We start from the raw sequence: 17160 nt of genomic DNA, 5'->3' as shown, positions 1-17160 counted from the left end.
AGCGTTTTCGCGCGGTGCCGCGAGCCGCGCTTCGAGGCGTGCGTGGAGCCGTACTCGCAGGAGTGCTCGCCGGAGTACGTCGAGCCGCGCCCCGGCCCGTGTGCGCGGCCGTGCCACGCGGCCGTGTCATGCGCCCGGCCGCCGCCGCGCGACGTCTCCGGGCGGTATCCGCCGGGTGCCGATCCGGCTGCGGACACCGCGCGGTACGCCAACCCGCCAAGCCCTGCGGGTAGGTTCACCGCATGGCTCTGGAACACCCGCGGGGGAGCGGCGACGGCTGCCTGACCGTCGCCATACGTATGCCGGTCCGTCTCGTCGCCTTCGCCGTCGTGCTGCCGCTGCGCCTGCTCTGGGACGCGCTCGCGACGGCCGGGCGCGCGACCTCGGCCGGACTGCGCTGGACATGGCGCCGCCTGCTGCTCCCGCCGCTGCGGGTCCTCGGCGCCGCGCTCGCCTGGGCGGTGCGCACCCTGGTGGTGATCCCGGCCGTCTTCCTGACCCGCTACCTGGTCGTCGTCCCGCTCGTCGCCCTGTGGCGGTACGTGCTCGTGCCGCTCGGCCACGCCGCCGCCTGGACACTGCGCATGCTCGGCGCCGGCACGGGACTGCTCGCGCACTGGCTGCTCGTCGTCCCCCTGACCGCCCTCTACACGTACGTCCTCGCGCCCGTCGGCCGCGCCGCCCGCTGGACGCTGCTGACCCTCGGCGCGGGCCTGGGCGCGGGCGCCTCCTGGCTCGGCCACTACCTCCTCGCCGTGCCCGCCCGCTGGCTCTGGCACTCCCTGCTGGTGCCCGTCGCCCTCGCACTCGCCGCGGCCGTCGTCTTCTTCGTGCGGTACGCGCTGGTGTGGCCGCTGGCCGCGCTGTGGCGGTACGTGCTCACGCCGGTCGGCCGCGGCCTCGCGTGGACGCTGCGGATGACGTGGCTCGGCCTGCTCTGGCTGGTCAGAACCTTGGTCGTGCTGCCGGTCGGCTTCGTGTGGCGGCGCGTCGTCGTCCCCGTCGCACGCGAGATCGGCGCGGCGCTCGGCCATGCCTGGCGGGTGACCGGCTATGTCTCGCGCGCCGTCGGCCGCGGCATCGTGTGGCTGGCTCGCGTGCTGATCGCGGTCCCCGCCGCCTGGGTCTGGAGCCGGACCGGCGCTCCCGTACTGCGCGCGGTACGGGCCGCGGGCCGCTGGTACCGGCGCGCGGTCTGGCAGCCGGTCAAGGACGCGGTCGCCGACGCCCGCCGCTCGCTGCGCGAGTTGCGCGCCGAGACCCGCAGGGCGCTCTTCGGCGATCCGGTCGGCGCCGCCGAGCGGCGGCTGCCGCCGCGGCGGGCCGGTTACGAGCCGGGGGCGTTCGGTCCGGCACCGGCGACGGACGCGGCCGACGTATCAGAGGCGCCCGATCCGGCCGACGCGCTGGTGGCGAGCGCGCACGCCACGCAAGCGCTGCCCCGGCCGGCGGCCCGCCACCGTAAGCAGCCCGGCCCCGACCTCGCCAAGCGGCGTCCGCCGACCCACCGCTGAGCGGGGGACCGGCACCGGTTCAGGGCGTTCCCCCGAGACTGTCGACCCCGGGTTGTCCACAGGGCGGGGGTCACCCGTCAACAGCAACGCGCGACGCGGCGTAACCTTGTGAAAGACAAGCGGGCCCGGTGACGGGCTCCCGGGACACGAGTACGCACGAGGGACTGAACGACACTGGGCAAGCGACAGCCCGAAGGTCCGCCGCCCGCACCGGCGGTGCAGCGCATTCGACTGCGCTACACCAAGCGTGGCCGCCTCCGGTTCACCAGCCACCGCGACTTCCAGCGCGCCTTCGAGCGGGCCCTGCGCCGCGCCGAGGTGCCGATGGCGTACTCGGCGGGCTTCACCCCGCACCCCAAGGTGTCGTACGCCAACGCCGCACCCACCGGCGTCGGCAGCGAGGCGGAGTATCTGGAGATCGCCCTCGCGCGCAGCGTCGACCCGGAGAAGCTGCGGCTGCTGCTCGACGAGTCGCTGCCCGCGGGACTCGACGTCATCGAGGCGGTCGAGGCCCGGACCTCGGGACTCGCCGAACGCCTCGAGGCGTCCGTCTGGCAGGTCAGGCTCGACGGTGTCGACCCGGCCGAGGCACGACAGGCCGTCGCGGCGTTCCTCGCCGCGGAGACCGTGGAAGTACAGCGCAAGACGAAGAACGGCATCCGCACGTTCGACACCCGCGGCGCCGTCACGCGCCTGGAAGTCGTGGACGACACGCCGGACAACGGCGCCGGGCACGACGCGGACATGTCCGAACAGGGTGCCGATAGGCCGCAGGACCGCGCCTGTGCGATACTGCGGCTGGTTGTACGGCACCTGACACCTGCCGTACGGCCCGACGACGTACTGTCCGGCCTCCATGCGACGGCCGACCTCGCGCCGCCGGTCCCCGCAGCGGTGACCAGGCTGGCGCAGGGGCCGCTCGACGAGGAGTCCGGCACGGTCACCGACCCGCTCGCGCATGATCGCGACGCTGTGACGGTACCTGCCGGGTCCGCGTAGCCACGTCGTCACGCGTCGCCGACGCACCAGGGAGCCACCCGGGTCCGGCGCCGCAGACCACATGAGACTTTCGTCGACCCGCCGACGCGGTGCCGACGAGCGACACAGCAGCTCCCGTGCGGCGCCCGCGCCCCCGGACAGCGGCACCGCGACCAAGCGGCCCGCCGCACCGGACATGGACGCGGCGCCCGGGAGCTCGACGGGAGCATTGCCCGAATGCACGACCAGACCGACTCCAACGAACCCACCCCCACATCCGAGGCCGCGCCGCCGCGCCGCCGCCGGGCCGCCTCCCGCCCCGCGGGCCCCCCGACCGACGCCGCCGGCAGCTCCGCCACCGCCGAGCCCGCGGCCCAGGCCCCGGCTCCGGCCTCCGATGACGCCTCCGCGTCCGAGGCAGCCGCCCCGCCGCGCGCCCGCCGTCGCGCCACCCGCAAGGTCGCCGCTCCGGCCGTGACCGCCGGTGACGAGGCCGCCTCCGACGGCGCCACGGCCGCCCCCATGAGCTCCGAGACCGCCGAGAGCCTGGCTCCGGCCTCCGACGACGCCTCCGCGTCCGAGGCAGCCGCCCCGCCGCGCGCTCGCCGTCGCGCCACCCGCAAGGTCGCGGCCCCGGCCGCCTCCACCGCCGACGAGACCGCTGCGGGCGATGCCCCTGACGGCGGTACGGACACCGCTGCGGCGTCCGGCTCCGCCGCTGACGACACCGCCGCCTCCGACGAGGCCCCCGCCGCGCCGCCGCGTGCTCGCCGCCGTGCCACCCGCAAGGTGGCGGCCCCGGCCGCCTCGACGGCGGACGAGCCCGCCTCGAACGATGCCCCTGACGGCGGTACGGCCGCCCCGGCGACCGCCGAGCCCGCCGCCGCCGAGGCCCCTGCCGGGGACGCGGCCCCGCCGCGTGCCCGCCGTCGCGCCACGCGCAAGGTGGCGGCCCCGGCCGCCTCCACCGCCGACGAGACCGCTGCGGGCGATGCCCCTGACGGCGGTACGCCCGACGCGGTGACCGCCGAGCCCGCCGCCGAGGCCCCCGCCGCCGCCGAGGCCCCCGCTGGGGACGCGGCCCCGCCGCGCGCCCGCCGCCGGGCCACCCGCAAGGTGGCCGCGCCCGCCGAGGCGCCCGCCGCCGACGGCACCGCGGGCGAGATCGCCGAGGCCCCCGCACCCGCGGCGCCCGTGGCGCCGCCCGCCCCGGCCGCCGAGCCGGAGCCGCGCGCCCGGCGGTCGCGCAAGCGCACGGCCGGAGCCCCTGCGGCGACGTTCTCCGCGGGCGACGGCTCCCGGCGGCTGAAGCCGGGCGCGCTGGCACCGCGGGACGAGGCCGAGGCCGAGAGCGACACCGTCACCGCCAGTGCGCACGACACGCCGGAAGAGCGCTTCGAGTACACCGGGAAGGCGCTCCAGGACGGCGACGAGTGGAACGTCGAGGTCGACGACGCGTACGAGATCCGCGGCTACGGCCAGACGGTCGAGGAGGCGAACGCCAACGCGGTGGCCGCCCTCGCCGAGGCGTTCGGCATCCCCGTCGCGTCCATCACCCTTGAGGTCAGGACCGAGGAGCGCCCGGCGCGCGGACGCCGCAGGGCGTCGCGTCCGCCGACGGCCGTCTTCCAGCCGCCGGTCTTCCAGGCGCCCACGGCCGAGCCCGTGGCGGCCGGCGCCGTCGCGGAGGAGCCCGCCGTCGCCGACGAGGACGAGACCGAGGAGCGGGACAGCGGCCCGCGCCGCCGCCGCCGTCGCCGTGGCGGCTCCGCCGCGGAGCCGGTGACCGCCGAGGCGGCCACCGCCGTGGACGTGGACGAGGCCGACACCGACGCGGACGACGAGCAGGACAACGACGCGGACGCCGACGGCGAGCACGACGGCGATGACCGCCCGTCCCGCCGTCGCCGCCGCGGCGGTCGCCGCCGTCGCCGGGGCGAGTCCAGCGAGCACGAGGACACCGCGTCCTCCGACGACGAGGACGAGTCGTCCGAGGGCGACGACGAGGAGGACTCCGCCGACGAGTCGGCGCACGACGACGACCACGGCTCGGGTTCCAGCACCAGCCGTCGCCGCAGGCGCCGTCGCCGTCGCGGTTCCGACTCCGGCGCCGACGACTCCGCCAACGGCGGCGACGACCCGGAGCGCACGGTCGTCAAGGTCCGCGAGCCGCGCCAGAAGTCGGAGTCCGGTGGCGGCACCGGCGCCGACGAGGTGCAGTCCATCAAGGGCTCCACGCGCCTGGAGGCCAAGAAGCAGCGCCGCCGCGAGGGCCGCGAGCAGGGCCGCCGCCGCGTGCCGATCATCACCGAGGCGGAGTTCCTGGCGCGCCGCGAGGCCGTCGAGCGCGTCATGGTGGTCCGGCAGAACGGCGAGCGCACCCAGATCGGCGTGCTGGAGGACAACGTCCTCGTCGAGCACTACGTCAACAAGGAGCAGGCCACCAGCTACGTCGGCAACGTCTACCTGGGCAAGGTGCAGAACGTGCTGCCGTCCATGGAGGCCGCGTTCGTCGACATCGGCAAGGGCCGCAACGCCGTCCTGTACGCGGGCGAGGTCAACTTCGAGGCACTCGGCATGGGCAACGGCCCGCGCCGTATCGAGTCCGCGCTCAAGTCCGGCCAGCCGGTCCTCGTCCAGGTGACGAAGGACCCGATCGGCCACAAGGGCGCCCGCCTGACCAGCCAGGTCTCGCTGCCCGGCCGCTACCTGGTGTACGTGCCCGAGGGCTCGATGACCGGCATCAGCCGCAAGCTCCCCGACACCGAGCGGGCCCGGCTGAAGACCATCCTCAAGAAGATCGTCCCCGAGGACGCGGGCGTCATCGTCCGCACCGCCGCGGAGGGCGCCAGCGAGGACGAGCTGCGCCGCGACGTCGAACGCCTCCAGGCGCAGTGGGAGGACATCCAGAAGAAGGCCAAGAGCGGCAACGCGCCGACGCTGCTCTACGGCGAGCCGGACATGACCGTCCGCGTCGTCCGCGACATCTTCAACGAGGACTTCTCGAAGGTCATCGTCAGCGGTGACGAGGCGTGGAGCACGATCCACGAGTACGTCACCCACGTCGCGCCCGACCTGGCGGACCGGCTGTCGCGCTGGACCTCGGAGATCGACGTCTTCGCGACGTACCGCATCGACGAGCAGCTTCTGAAGGCGCTGGACCGCAAGGTGTGGCTGCCGTCCGGCGGTTCGCTGGTGATCGACAAGACCGAGGCGATGGTCGTGGTCGACGTCAACACCGGCAAGTTCACCGGGCAGGGCGGCAACCTTGAGGAGACCGTCACCCGCAACAACCTGGAGGCGGCCGAGGAGATCGTCCGCCAGCTCAGGCTGCGGGACCTCGGCGGCATCGTCGTCATCGACTTCATCGACATGGTCCTGGAGTCCAACCGCGACCTGGTCATGCGGCGGCTGCTGGAGTGCCTGGGCCGGGACCGGACCAAGCACCAGGTGGCCGAGGTCACCTCGCTCGGCCTGGTGCAGATGACCCGCAAGCGGGTCGGCCAGGGCCTGCTGGAGTCCTTCTCCGAGACCTGCGTGCACTGCAACGGGCGCGGCGTCATCGTCCACATGGACCAGGCGACCACCACCGGCGGTGGCGGCGGCAAGCGCAAGCGGCGCGGCAAGTCCGGCAACGGCGGCGCGGCGGGCGACGGTCACGACCACGAGCACGAGAACGAGCACGTGCTGGAGGCGGACGCGGACGACGCCGACTCGGTCGACTCGGCCGACGAACTGCCCGAGCTGGAGCCGATCGAGGTCGGCGAGGCCGAGTTGGTGCCGACCGTCGGCGACCCCGAGGAGGAGTGGTTCGGCACCGCGGCCGAGGCCGAGGCCGCCGCCCACGGCAGCCGTGGCCGCTCCCGGCGGCGCGGCGCCCGTAAGGCCACCTCGCCCGCGGGCGCGCCGCCCGCGGCCGACCACGAGCCGGAACCGGCCGTCGTGGTCGTCCCGGTCAGCGAGCCCGCCATCGAGCAGGCGCCGGCCGCCGAGCCCGAGGTCTCCACGGAGCCCCCGGCCCGCGCCCGTCGTCGCGCCACCCGCAAGGTGACGGCTCCCGCCGGGTCCCCCGCGGTCTCCGAGGACGCCGCCGTCGTGGTCGTCCCCGCCGAGGCCCCGACGGCCCCGGTCGAGGCCGCGCCCGAGCCCGAGGTCTCCACGGAGCCCCCGGCGCGCGCCCGTCGTCGTGCCACGCGCAAGGTGACGGCTCCCGCCGGGTCGCCTTCGGGCGCCGACGACGCGGCCGTCGTGGTCGTCCCGGCCGAGGCGCCGGCCGCCGATGCCGCTGACGCGGAGCCCAAGAAGCGGGCGCCGCGCAAGGCCGCCACGAAGAAGGCTGCCGCCAAGAAGACGGCGACGAAGAAGGTCGCGGCCAAGAAGACGACCACGAAGAAGGCTGCCGCCAAGAAGTCGGCCGCGCCCTCCGAGTAGTCCGGCCCCGCGTGGCCCGCGCCCTGCCCCGGGCGCGGGCCACGCGCGTCCACCCTGCGGGTGGGCCGCGCCCTTTCGGGGCACAGGTCTCGCGGCGGGGCACCGTAGCGGATTTGACCGGGCCGGAGGCCCTCCGTAGTCTTGACCTTCGGCGTTTGTGCGCCCACTTCTGAGCAAATCCCTCCCGGTCCGCCGGGAGAGGCCCCCCGCGCACCATCGGGACGGCTGGCATCAGGGGTCCGATTTCAAGAGCGAGAGAGTGAGATCCGCGTGTACGCAATCGTGCGTAGCGGTGGTCGTCAGCACAAGGTGGCTGTCGGCGACATCGTTGAGGTTGACAAGATTCCCACGGGCAAGGTGGGCGACGCGATCGAGCTCTCGACGCTGCTCGTCGTCGACGGCGACGCCGTCACCAGCGACCCGTGGGTGCTGGCCGGTGTCAAGGTCGAGGCCGAAATCGTGGACCACCACAAGGGCCAGAAGATCGACATCCTGCGCTACAAGAACAAGACCGGCTACCGCCGTCGCCAGGGTCACCGCCAGCAGTACACGGCGCTGAAGATCACCGGCATCCCCACGGCTGCGAAGTAAGGGACTGAGGAGAGATGGCACACAAGAAGGGCGCATCGTCCACTCGGAACGGTCGCGACTCCAACGCTCAGCGGCTCGGCGTCAAGCGCTTCGGCGGCCAGGTCGTCAACGCCGGTGAGATCATCGTCCGCCAGCGCGGCACGCACTTCCACCCCGGCTCCGGCGTCGGCATCGGCAAGGACGACACGCTGTTCGCCCTCTCCGCCGGTGCGGTCGAGTTCGGCACCAAGCGTGGGCGTCGTGTAGTGAACATCGTTCCGGCCGCCTGATCCAGGCACCGTAGAGCGACACAGTTTCACCTCCGAGGGCGGACCTCGCTTCCCGACCAGGGAAGCGGGGCCGCCCTCGGCGTGTTACGTCTTGGAACGCGTGAAAGCGCGCGTACCGCACCACCCCGTGCACATCCGCACCACCCCGTACGTATCTGGAGGAATGCCATGACCACCTTCGTGGACCGCGTCGAGCTGCATGTCGCCGCGGGTAACGGAGGCCACGGCTGCGCCTCCGTTCACCGGGAGAAGTTCAAGCCGCTGGGCGGCCCCGACGGCGGGAACGGCGGCCGGGGCGGCGACGTGATCCTCGTCGTCGACCAGGACGTCACGACGCTGCTCGACTACCACCACAGCCCGCACCGCAAGGCGACCAACGGCAAGCCCGGCGAGGGCGGCAACCGGTCGGGCAAGGAGGGTACGGACCTGGTGCTGCCGGTGCCCGACGGCACGGTGGTGCAGGACAAGGACGGCAATGTGCTGGCCGACCTCGTCGGCCAGGGCACCACCTTCATCGCGGGCCAGGGCGGTCGCGGCGGCCTCGGCAACGCGGCGCTGGCCTCGGCCCGCCGCAAGGCGCCCGGCTTCGCGCTGCTCGGCGAGCCCGGTGTGGCGCGGGACATCGTCCTTGAACTGAAGACGGTCGCGGACGTGGCGCTGGTCGGCTACCCGAGCGCGGGCAAGTCCTCGCTGATCTCGGTGCTGTCGGCCGCCAAGCCGAAGATCGCCGACTACCCGTTCACCACGCTGGTGCCCAACCTCGGTGTGGTGACGGCCGGTTCGACCGTCTACACGATCGCGGACGTACCGGGGCTGATCCCCGGCGCCAGCCAGGGCAAGGGCCTCGGCCTGGAGTTCCTGCGGCACGTCGAGCGCTGCTCGGTGCTCGTGCACGTGCTGGACACCGCGACGCTGGAGTCCGACCGCGACCCCGCCAGCGACCTCGACATCATCGAGGAGGAACTGCGGGCGTACGGCGGCGGGTTGGAGGACCGGCCGCGGCTGATCGTGCTCAACAAGATCGACGTGCCCGACGGGCGCGACCTCGCCGAGATCATCAGGCCGGAGCTGGAGAGCCGCGGCTACCAGGTCTTCGAGGTGTCGGCCGTCTCCCACGAGGGGCTGCGCGAGCTGTCGTTCGCCCTGGCGAAGATCGTCGCCGAGACGCGGGCCGCCAAGCCGGTGGAGGAGTCCACCCGCGTCGTCATCCGCCCGCAGGCCGTCGACGACGCCGGGTTCACCGTCACCCACGACGGCGAGAGCCTGTACCGCGTGCACGGCGAGAAGCCCGAACGCTGGGTCCGCCAGACCGACTTCTCCAACGACGAGGCCGTCGGCTACCTCGCCGACCGCCTCAACCGCCTCGGCGTCGAGGACGCCCTCCTCAAGGCCGGCGCCAACGCCGGCGACGCCGTCGCCATCGGCCCCGACGAGGACGCCGTCGTCTTCGACTGGGAGCCCAGCATGGCCGCAGGCGCCGAAATGCTCGGCCGCCGCGGCGAGGACCACCGTTTCGACGCCCCCCGCGCCGCCGTCACCCGCCGCCGCGACAAGCAGGCCGAGCGCGACGACGCCGAAGAGGAGTACCACGGCTTCGACCCGTTCAAGTAAACGCGCGACCGGCCCCCTGGGAAGGGGGCCGGTCGGAGTGGGTCAGGCGTCCGCGTGGGCCGGGGAGGGGCGGTTCGGGTCGGGCTCGGCGAGCGCGGACGGCGGGGTGAGGATGCGGCGGCTCAGCAGGTAGGTGAAGGGGATGGCGGCTGCCGCGGCGGCCAGCGGGGCGATCTTGTCGTTCATGCCCGCCCACTCCACGAGGGCGTAGACGCCGACGCTCGTGACCACGTAATTGGTCAGGTTGGTCAGCGGGAAGAGCAGGAACTTCCGCCAGGTGGGCCGCGTCCGGTACGTGAAGTACGTGTTCAGGAAGAACGACCCGATCATGCTGAGCACGAACGCCAGGGTGTACGCGGCGAAGTACGGCATCCACGGGTGCAGGGCCAGGTAGAAGCCGTAGAAGGTGGCGGTGTTGACCCCGCCCACGAGGGCGAACCGCACGATCTGGAGCAGTTGCGGTGAGCGGATGCCGGCCACGCTCAACGGATCTCCATCCGGGGCAGCGACGCGCTCGTCGGTGCGGCGCCGGCCTGCCGTGCCACCCCGAAGGCCCGCGGCGCGTTCGTCTCCTTGACCAGGAAGTGCGGCCGTCGCTTGGTCTCGTAGTAGATGCGCCCAATGTACTCGCCTATCAACCCCAGCATCAGCATCTGGAGCCCGCCCAGACCCACGACGGCGACGAGCAGCGTCACATAACCGGGCGCGTCGGGCCCCTTGATCATCGCCATGACGGTGACGACCACGGCATACGCCGCCGCGACGGCACTGAGCGCCATTCCCAGATAGATGGCCAGCCGCAGCGGCCGGTTGTTGAACGAGATCAGCCCGTCCATGCCGTAATTGATGAGCGCGCCGAAGTGCCACTTCGTCTCGCCCGCCTCCCGCGCGGCATTGCGGTAGTCGAAGGTGACGGTGTCGAAGCCGATCCAGGAGAAAAGGCCCTTGGAGAAGCGGTTGTACTCCGGCATCGCGAGCAGCGCGTCGACCGCGCGCCGCGACAGCAGCCGGAAGTCCCCGACGCCGTCGGTCAGTTCGACGTCCACCCACTTGTTGATCATCCGGTAGTAGAGCCGACTGGCGGCCGTGCGCAGCTTCTTGTCGCCCTCGCGGGTGCGCCGCGCGATCACCTGGTCGTGCCCGGCGCGGTGCAGCTCCAGCATGCGCGCGATCAGCTCCGGCGGGTGCTGGAGGTCGGCGTCCATCACGACCACCGCGTCCCCGGTCGTCTCCTTGAGCCCGGCCAGGATGCCCGCCTCCTTGCCGAAGTTCCGGCTGAAGGACACGTATCGCGTGCTCGCCTCGCGGTTCTCGGCCAGGGCCCGCAGCCGCTCCAGGGTGCGGTCGGAGCTGCCGTCGTCGACGTAGCACAGCTCGTAATCGACGGAGAGCGCCGTGAGGGTCTCCCGGATGCGTACGTCGAAGAGCTCGATCACGGCTTCTTCGTTGTAGCAGGGAACTACGATCGACAGTCGCATGAGATCACTTTCGGCGCCGTACGCGGATGCAGGGCGGATGCGGTGCGGATTCAGGGCGAGTGCTGGGTAAGTGCTGAGTGAGTGCTGAGTGAGTGCTGGGCGAGTGCGGTCCCGGCGGACGGATCCGCACGTGATCCCGCACGCTCTGCGTCAGCGTAGGACGGCCCGTGGCCCTGCTTTGGGCGCCGAACAAGGCGTCGGGGAAAGTTACGCGAAGCGCCCTTGCGGCTCAATGAAGAATTCACCCAACGATGGGCAACCGAATTCCTGATTCCGCATTACGTGTAACGTCGCGCGCGGCCGGAGTTCCGGACAGGTATACCGCACGCGGCCCCTTGGAGAACGCAAGGCATACTTGAGGTATCGGCCCGGACCACCGTACGGGCCGTCGTCGTACGTCAACGGCCCGCGTCGCGGCGGGCCCCGCAATCGATGAGGAGCCGCCCGCCGTGCGTAATCCCGAGGCACCCCGACTGCTGGGGGTCTACCGACGAGCAGTACCGGAGAGCGCCCGACGGAAGATCGCCTCCCGCGTCGACTCGGACTTGCGCAAGCAGGTGAAGCTGCGCATCGCGGGCGCGACCGCCGCCGCCGAGCGGGCCAGGGCGGCCAGGGTCGGCAAGCGCCACCAGGCGCTGGTGGACCGTCCGGACCGCACGGTGATCACGGTCAACCGCGAGGCGAAGGTCGCGCTGATCGTCCCCGGCGTGACCCCGCTGGCGGCCCGCAGGGCCAACCTCGACGCGGTCCTCGGCTGCCTGTCCGCCGCCGGTCTCGACCACTTCTGCGTACGGGGCCGCTCGCACACCGCCTCGGCCGTGGCCGTCCACGAGAGCGACCGGGAGGCGGTGCTCGCCGCGCTGACCGCGCTGTGCGCCGAGGAGCCCGGCTACGTGACCGCGGTCAAGGGGAACTCCCCGGTGCCCGAGGAGTCGCTGCCGGGCTACGAGCAGCCGTCCTGGCGCCGTCTGGCGGGCGCCGGGGTCTTCCGCCTCACCTGGTACCGCACCGACGAGAGCAAGGGCCTGGCGCTCGGCACCCGCTACGGCTGCGACATCGAGTTCTGGCGCGAGGAGGACGGCGCGCTCGTGGCGCCGCGCCCCGGCAAATTCGCCGAGGCCGTCCCCGCCGACGCCAAGACCGTGCAGGCGCCCGAGGCGTTCTTCACCGACCTCGCGCCGCGCGACACCGGCGCGGGCCCGCGCTTCGAGGTCCGTACCCGCGAGCACTTCGCGATCCACACCACCGACGAGATCCGCTTCCCGGTCGACGTCGTCTACACCTGGGTGGACGGCGCGGACCCGGCGTGGCTGCGCCGCCGCGCGGACTTCACCGGCGCGGCGTACCACGACGAGGCGGCCAACGCGGCGCGCTACCTCAGCCGTGACGAACTGCGGTACTCACTGCGCTCGTTGCACATGTACGCGCCGTGGGTCCGGAAGATCTTCCTGGTCACCGACGACCAGACGCCGTCCTGGCTGAAGACCGAGCACCCCGGCATCGAGGTGGTCAGCCACCGGCAGATCTTCCGCTCGCCCGGCTCGCTGCCGACCTTCAACTCGCACGCCATCGAGAGCCAACTGCACCACATCGAGGGCCTGTCGGAGCACTTCCTGTACTTCAACGACGACGTGCTGCTCGGCAACGAGGTGACGCCGCAGGACTTCTTCCTCGCCAACGGCCTGACGAAGTTCTTCCCCTCACCCGCGCTGGTGCCGCTGGGCGAGAAGACGGAGGCCGACCCGCCGGTCGCGGCGGCCGGGAAGAACAACCGGCGGCTGATCGAGGAGCGCTACGGCGCCGTCCTCGTGCAGAAGATGAAGCACATGCCGCACGCCCTGCGGCGCAGCGTCCTGGACGAGATCGAGGACGAGTTCGCCGCCGAGTACCGGCACACCGAGTCCAGCCACTTCCGCAGCATGGACGACATCTCCGTCGCCTCGTCGCTGCACCACTACTACGCCTTCCACACCAGGCGCGCGATCCCGTCCAACGACCTGCCGTACACCTACCTGGACCTGACCCACCCCTGGACCGAGACCCGGCTCGGCCGGCTGCTCGCCAACCGCGACAAGACCGTCTTCTGCATCAACGACACGGTCTCCACGGAGAACGACGCGACCGGCCAGAAGGACCTGATCACCCCGTTCCTCGACGCGTACTTCCCGGTGCCGAGCCCCTTCGAGAAGGAGTAGCCCGACACCGGGCGGGCTGTCGCCGGCGCCTGCCCCGTTCAGTCCCGCTCGAAGCGGGACTTCACGGGGTAGTAGGCGTTGAGGAAGGCGTACATCACGCGCGCCTGCTCCTCGGCGGGCACCTCGGCGTCGGGCGACTCGCCGATGCAGAAGACATCGTAGTTTCGGGACGCCAGCAGTCGGCCGAGCACCGAGTGGTGGTCGTAGTTGCCGACGTTGACGTAGCTGCACGAGATCCTGCCGGGCGCGCAGCGGCCGGTCAGGTAGCCGTAGTGGTGGTGCAGCGACGACGTGATCGACAGGTCGCTGTTGCCGCGGAAGGGGTTGGCCGCGGTCCTGGCCACCTCCTCCGGGAACCTCTCGCCGATCTCCGCGAGCACGCTGCGGCGCAGCGCGTGCGGCGTGTGCAGGAAGCTCTGCGTGGCGGTCCGTCCGAAGGCGTCCTCCAGCAGCTTGCGGTTGTTCTTGGCCGCTGCGAAGTAGCCCTCGTCCTCGTCCGACGGCTCGGTCGGCGGTACGGCGGTCGGCGACCGGAAGAAATTCGCCATGCCGTTGCTGAGGAAGAACAGCTCGGGTGTGACCGGGCGGCCCATGAAGACGTCGTCGTTGAGATAAAGGAAGTGCTCGGACAGGCCGTCGATCCGGTGGATCTGGCTCTCGATGGCGTGCGAGTTGAAGGTGGGCAGGCAACTCGGGTCGGCGAAGATGTCCCGGTGGCTCACCACCTTCACATCGGGGCACGACGTGTCGAGCCAGGGCGGCACCTGGTCGTCGGTCACCAGATAGATGTTGCGCACCCAGGGCGCGTACATCTCCAGCGACCGCAGTGAGTAGCGCAGTTCGTCGCGGTTGCGGAACCTCACGTCGCCGTTGTCGACATCCGTGTTCTCCGAGACCGGCAGTCCGCGTCGGCGGCGCGCCTCGTTGCGGCGGTCCTGCCATGCGGTGTCGTCGCCGTCCACCCAGGTGTAGACGACGTCGATGGGCTGGTCGACATCCCACATCAACTGCTTGGTGAACTGCGAGAGCGTCGGGTAGTCCCGCTCGCCCACCCGCAGCTTCGCGGTGGGTTCGAGGGACGGCAACCGGCGCCCAAGCAGCGTCGTGGCCCGGGGGGTGGAACGCCAGCCGTCTTCCTCGTCGACGGACCAGAACTCCACGCTGCAGCCGTACGCGGGCCCGTAGCGCAGGGTACGGCTGCCGGTGACCACCGGCTTGAAGATCCGCAGCCCGGCCACCTCGCCGACGTCCCGCAGCCGTTCCGCCAGCACCGCTCCGGGCGCGGCGCCACGCGGGGAGATCAGCTCGGCGTAGACCGCCTTGCCGTGCAGGGCGGTGGCCAGCGCCTCAAGCACCCGGGGCCGTTCCTCGACCGGTACCGCGAGCCGGTGCTGGACGCCGTCGGCCCGCAGCAGGACGTACGGAATGCCGACGTCCTCAAGGACGGTGGCGCTGATCTCCAGGTTGGTCGCGAGCATTTGGGGCCCGTTGACGTCGTCGCGGACCTCGGCGAGCCGCCCCGCGGAGCGCACCAGCTTGCGGTCCTGCGCCTGGATCATCACCTCCCGGGCCTTCTGCTCGTCGGTGGAATTCGCCAGCGGCGAGACGGGCGCGGCCACGGTGAAGTTGCGCGTGCCGCCCGCCACCACCCGCAGCGCCGCCCGGTCGGCACGTCGTCCCAGGCGCTGCGGGTTGTCGCGCTCGGCCACCAGCCGGGTGAACAACTCCTCCCAGCGGGCGGTGATGTCCTCACCGCTGAAGCGCTCGTAGACGCCCTCGCGCGCCGCCTTGCCGAAGGCGTGCCGAGTCTGCTCGTCACCGATCAGCCGGGCCATCGCCTCGGCCAGCAGGTCGATCTCACCGGGCGGCACCAGCAGCCCGTCCACGTCGTGCCTGATGATCTCGGCCGGGCCGGTGACGATGTCGTAGGCCACTACCGGCACACCGGCGGCGAACATCTCCAGCAGCACCAGCGGGAAGGCTTCGTTGCGCGAGGGCAGGACACAGAGCCCGGCCTTGGCCCACTCCTCGTCCATCTGCTGCGAGCGGCCCACCAGTTCGACCCGCAGTTGCAGGCCGAATCCTTCGACGAGCTGGCGCAGCCGCACTTCCTGGGGGCCGTCGCCGAATATCCGGAGCTTCCAGTCGGGGAAGTCGCCAGAGATCTGGTGGAACGCCTGGATGGCGTGGTTGAGCTGTTTCTCCGGGGTCATGCGGGCGGCCAGCACGATGACCTTGTTCTGGAGGTCGGAGCGCGGGCGGTAGCCGTCGGACACCGCGTTGGGAATGGTGACGAGCTCGGGCGCCGCGTCGCCGAGCGAGTCGGCGAACCAGTCGTTCGTGCGCTCGGTCAGCGACACCAGGGCGTCGATCCGCGGGCCGTACACCAGCAGCGGTTCACCGGCTACGCCGCGCAGTTGGGAAGCGCGGTGCTCTTCGTGCACGGTCACCACACGGGCCGGAGCCAGTTCCGCGGCGGCGGCCATCAGGGCCGGGGAGGTGGTGATCAGCACATCGCAGTCGAGCGCGGGCAGCGCGGCGGTCATCTCGATGTCGGAGAGCTGGTCGAAGGTGTTCTCCCAGACCGGCTTGATCAGTTCGCTGGGCAGCGACTGCAGCGTCCTGCACGCTTCCTCGTCCAGCGTGCTGCGGCGTACCGGACGCCCGTAGGCGCCGGTCCTGTCCACCAGGTAGCGCCGCTTGATCTGCTTCGCCTCCGCGAAGAACGGCTCCAGGCGGGTCTTGAAGACACTCAGCACTTCGACTTCGTGCCGGGCGGAGAGATGGATCGCCTGGGTGTAGGCGGCCATTTCCGTGCCGCCCATCTCGTCGCCCCAGGTGAGCAGAAATGTGATCTTCATGCGTCCTCGTTGGTTCCGATGGCCGCGCAGGCCACCGCAAGGGCACCGGCAGGCGTGAGATAGACGTGCGCACGGGTCAAGGAACCGTCGTCCAGGGCGATGATGCGAAAGGGAGTCCGGAAGACCTGCTTGGGATGACGCACCTGGGTGAGCCGCTTGGCGACCTTCAGCTTGGCGCGCCCCCCGCGCAGTTGGACGTCCCAGGTGCGCTGGACGCCCGGACCGTCGGTCATGGCTCGCAACGGCAGGTCGAAGGTGAAGTTGTCGCCGTCCCAATCGAGCGCCGCCGAGACGGATTTGTTGGCTCCCCGGCGTACGACCTCGGCGGTGTACTCGGTCACCGGGTGCCGTGCGGCCAGCAGTCGGCCGTGTACGGTCACCCGGTCCCAGAGCAGGTCGAATCTGACGAGTTCGGCCTGGTGGGCGGGGGCTGTGACCTTGAGCATGGCGCGGCCGTCCACCGAGCGCACCGGCCGGAAGACCGCGCCGCTGGACTCGGACGGCGAGGTCGGGAGCATCGGGCCGTGCACCGCGGCGAACGCCAGGGCGGTCAGGTCGGATCTGGTCTCACGACCGCCCTCGTCCGTGACGACGACACAGAACCGCCAGAGCCCCGCACTGAGCAGCAGCCCGCGCCCCGTGTCGTTCTCACCTTCGGTGTACCGCAGCGGTACCGTCGCGGTGAGCAGCAGGGACGTGTCGGACTCCGGCTCCAGGGCGAGGTCGACACTGACCCGATGGTTGCCGTGGATCAGTTCGAGGCGGGCCGCGGAGGGGTCGGCGGTGTGCCGGGAGAAGGGCACCGCGAGGTTCAGCGTGCGGCCGCCGAGCACTGAGAGGTGGACCGGGGTGATCATCGGTCGCGGTCTGATGCCTGTACCGAGCGCGGGCACAGTGTTCATCCGCTCGACCTTGCGGCGGGCTCGTACCGCCAGGGTGCGGGCGCGCTTTACCGCGCCCACCGCGTAGGGCAGGAGCGAATCACTCACGGCGCACGTGTCTCCCATTCTCATTGGTCAGCCAACGCATCCTGTCAAGGATGCCAAACATCAGCAAGTTGGCCGAATGTTGCAATTCCTGACCATGGCTGTTCACCTGCGGGCCAATCGAATGTGTGAAGTGGATCACTGGTTCCGCCGGAGCCGTGTCACTGCCACCCGCTGTGAGTCGAGGCGGTGGAAATGATCGCACAGCGGGTGAACGCGGCGGGAACGCCGAGTCGATTCCCGGAG

General features: G+C 71.6%; 11 protein-coding genes. 7 read left to right on the top strand and 4 right to left on the bottom strand.

What is annotated here, in order from left to right; genetic code table 11:
* Positions 1 to 242: 242 nt before the first annotated feature.
* The 6 genes from ACFZAM_RS19660 (at position 243) to obgE (ending at position 9394) form a co-directional block, all read left to right on the top strand.
* Positions 243 to 1514 (top strand): hypothetical protein, encoded by a 1272-nt coding sequence (locus tag ACFZAM_RS19660; protein ID WP_391047583.1) that lies wholly within the window; start codon positions 243 to 245, stop codon positions 1512 to 1514.
* Positions 1515 to 1730: 216 nt separating this feature from the next.
* A complete protein-coding gene (locus ACFZAM_RS19655; protein WP_355349564.1) occupies positions 1731 to 2513 on the top strand; it encodes a TIGR03936 family radical SAM-associated protein in 783 nt (260 codons plus the stop codon).
* Between the two features lie 216 nt (positions 2514 to 2729).
* Complete coding sequence (locus tag ACFZAM_RS19650; protein ID WP_391047580.1) at positions 2730 to 6923, top strand: Rne/Rng family ribonuclease; 4194 nt, start codon at positions 2730 to 2732, stop codon at positions 6921 to 6923.
* 270 nt (positions 6924 to 7193) lie between these two features.
* Positions 7194 to 7514, top strand: a complete 321-nt coding sequence (gene rplU, locus ACFZAM_RS19645) for a 50S ribosomal protein L21 (protein WP_355348975.1) — start codon at positions 7194 to 7196, stop codon at positions 7512 to 7514.
* Positions 7515 to 7528: 14 nt separating this feature from the next.
* Positions 7529 to 7783, top strand: coding sequence for a 50S ribosomal protein L27 (gene rpmA / locus ACFZAM_RS19640; RefSeq protein WP_031514533.1), 255 nt, complete (start codon positions 7529 to 7531; stop codon positions 7781 to 7783).
* A 168-nt stretch (positions 7784 to 7951) separates the two neighbouring features.
* Positions 7952 to 9394, top strand: coding sequence for a GTPase ObgE (gene obgE / locus ACFZAM_RS19635; RefSeq protein WP_355348971.1), 1443 nt, complete (start codon positions 7952 to 7954; stop codon positions 9392 to 9394).
* 42 nt (positions 9395 to 9436) lie between these two features.
* Here the strand turns inward: obgE and ACFZAM_RS19630 are convergent, their stop codons facing one another.
* The gene (locus ACFZAM_RS19630) at positions 9437 to 9880 is read right to left on the bottom strand and encodes a GtrA family protein (RefSeq protein WP_391047575.1); all 444 of its coding nucleotides are present in this window, start codon (positions 9878 to 9880) and stop codon (positions 9437 to 9439) included.
* Complete coding sequence (locus ACFZAM_RS19625) at positions 9877 to 10872, bottom strand: glycosyltransferase family 2 protein (RefSeq protein WP_355348965.1); 996 nt, start codon at positions 10870 to 10872, stop codon at positions 9877 to 9879. Before ACFZAM_RS19625 ends, ACFZAM_RS19630 begins: the two co-directional genes overlap by 4 nt.
* Before the next feature lie 449 nt (positions 10873 to 11321).
* On the opposite strand from ACFZAM_RS19625, the gene ACFZAM_RS19620 reads away from it, so the two are divergent.
* Positions 11322 to 13067: a stealth family protein gene (locus tag ACFZAM_RS19620; protein WP_355348962.1), complete on the top strand. Its 1746-nt coding sequence runs from the start codon at positions 11322 to 11324 to the stop codon at positions 13065 to 13067.
* A 38-nt stretch (positions 13068 to 13105) separates the two neighbouring features.
* Here ACFZAM_RS19620 and ACFZAM_RS19615 read toward each other — a convergent pair whose 3' ends face one another.
* Together ACFZAM_RS19615 and ACFZAM_RS19610 are read right to left on the bottom strand one after the other, a co-directional pair.
* Positions 13106 to 15928 (bottom strand): stealth conserved region 3 domain-containing protein, encoded by a 2823-nt coding sequence (locus tag ACFZAM_RS19615; RefSeq protein ID WP_391047571.1) that lies wholly within the window; start codon positions 15926 to 15928, stop codon positions 13106 to 13108.
* Entirely contained in the window at positions 15925 to 16917 is a 993-nt protein-coding gene (locus tag ACFZAM_RS19610) for a hypothetical protein (protein ID WP_391047569.1), read from the bottom strand. The genes ACFZAM_RS19615 and ACFZAM_RS19610 overlap by 4 nt, the downstream gene beginning before the upstream one ends.
* Positions 16918 to 17160 lie beyond the last annotated feature (243 nt).

The sequence above is a fragment of the Streptomyces sp. NPDC008079 genome, from assembly GCF_042957385.1.
Taxonomy (GTDB): Bacteria; Actinomycetota; Actinomycetes; order Streptomycetales; family Streptomycetaceae; genus Actinacidiphila.
This window is presented reverse-complemented; position numbering and strand designations above follow the sequence as displayed.

Bases quoted from the DNA above. Each gene is read 5' to 3' on its own strand.
- ACFZAM_RS19660 (WP_391047583.1), top strand. From the start codon at position 243: ATGGCTCTGGAACACCCGCGGGGGAGCGGCGACGGCTGCCTGACCGTC.
- rpmA (WP_031514533.1), top strand. From the start codon at position 7,529: ATGGCACACAAGAAGGGCGCATCGTCCACTCGGAACGGTCGCGACTCC.
- ACFZAM_RS19625 (WP_355348965.1), bottom strand. From the start codon at position 10,872: ATGCGACTGTCGATCGTAGTTCCCTGCTACAACGAAGAAGCCGTGATC.
- obgE (WP_355348971.1), top strand. From the start codon at position 7,952: ATGACCACCTTCGTGGACCGCGTCGAGCTGCATGTCGCCGCGGGTAAC.
- ACFZAM_RS19615 (WP_391047571.1), bottom strand. From the start codon at position 15,928: ATGAAGATCACATTTCTGCTCACCTGGGGCGACGAGATGGGCGGCACG.
- ACFZAM_RS19650 (WP_391047580.1), top strand. From the start codon at position 2,730: ATGCACGACCAGACCGACTCCAACGAACCCACCCCCACATCCGAGGCC.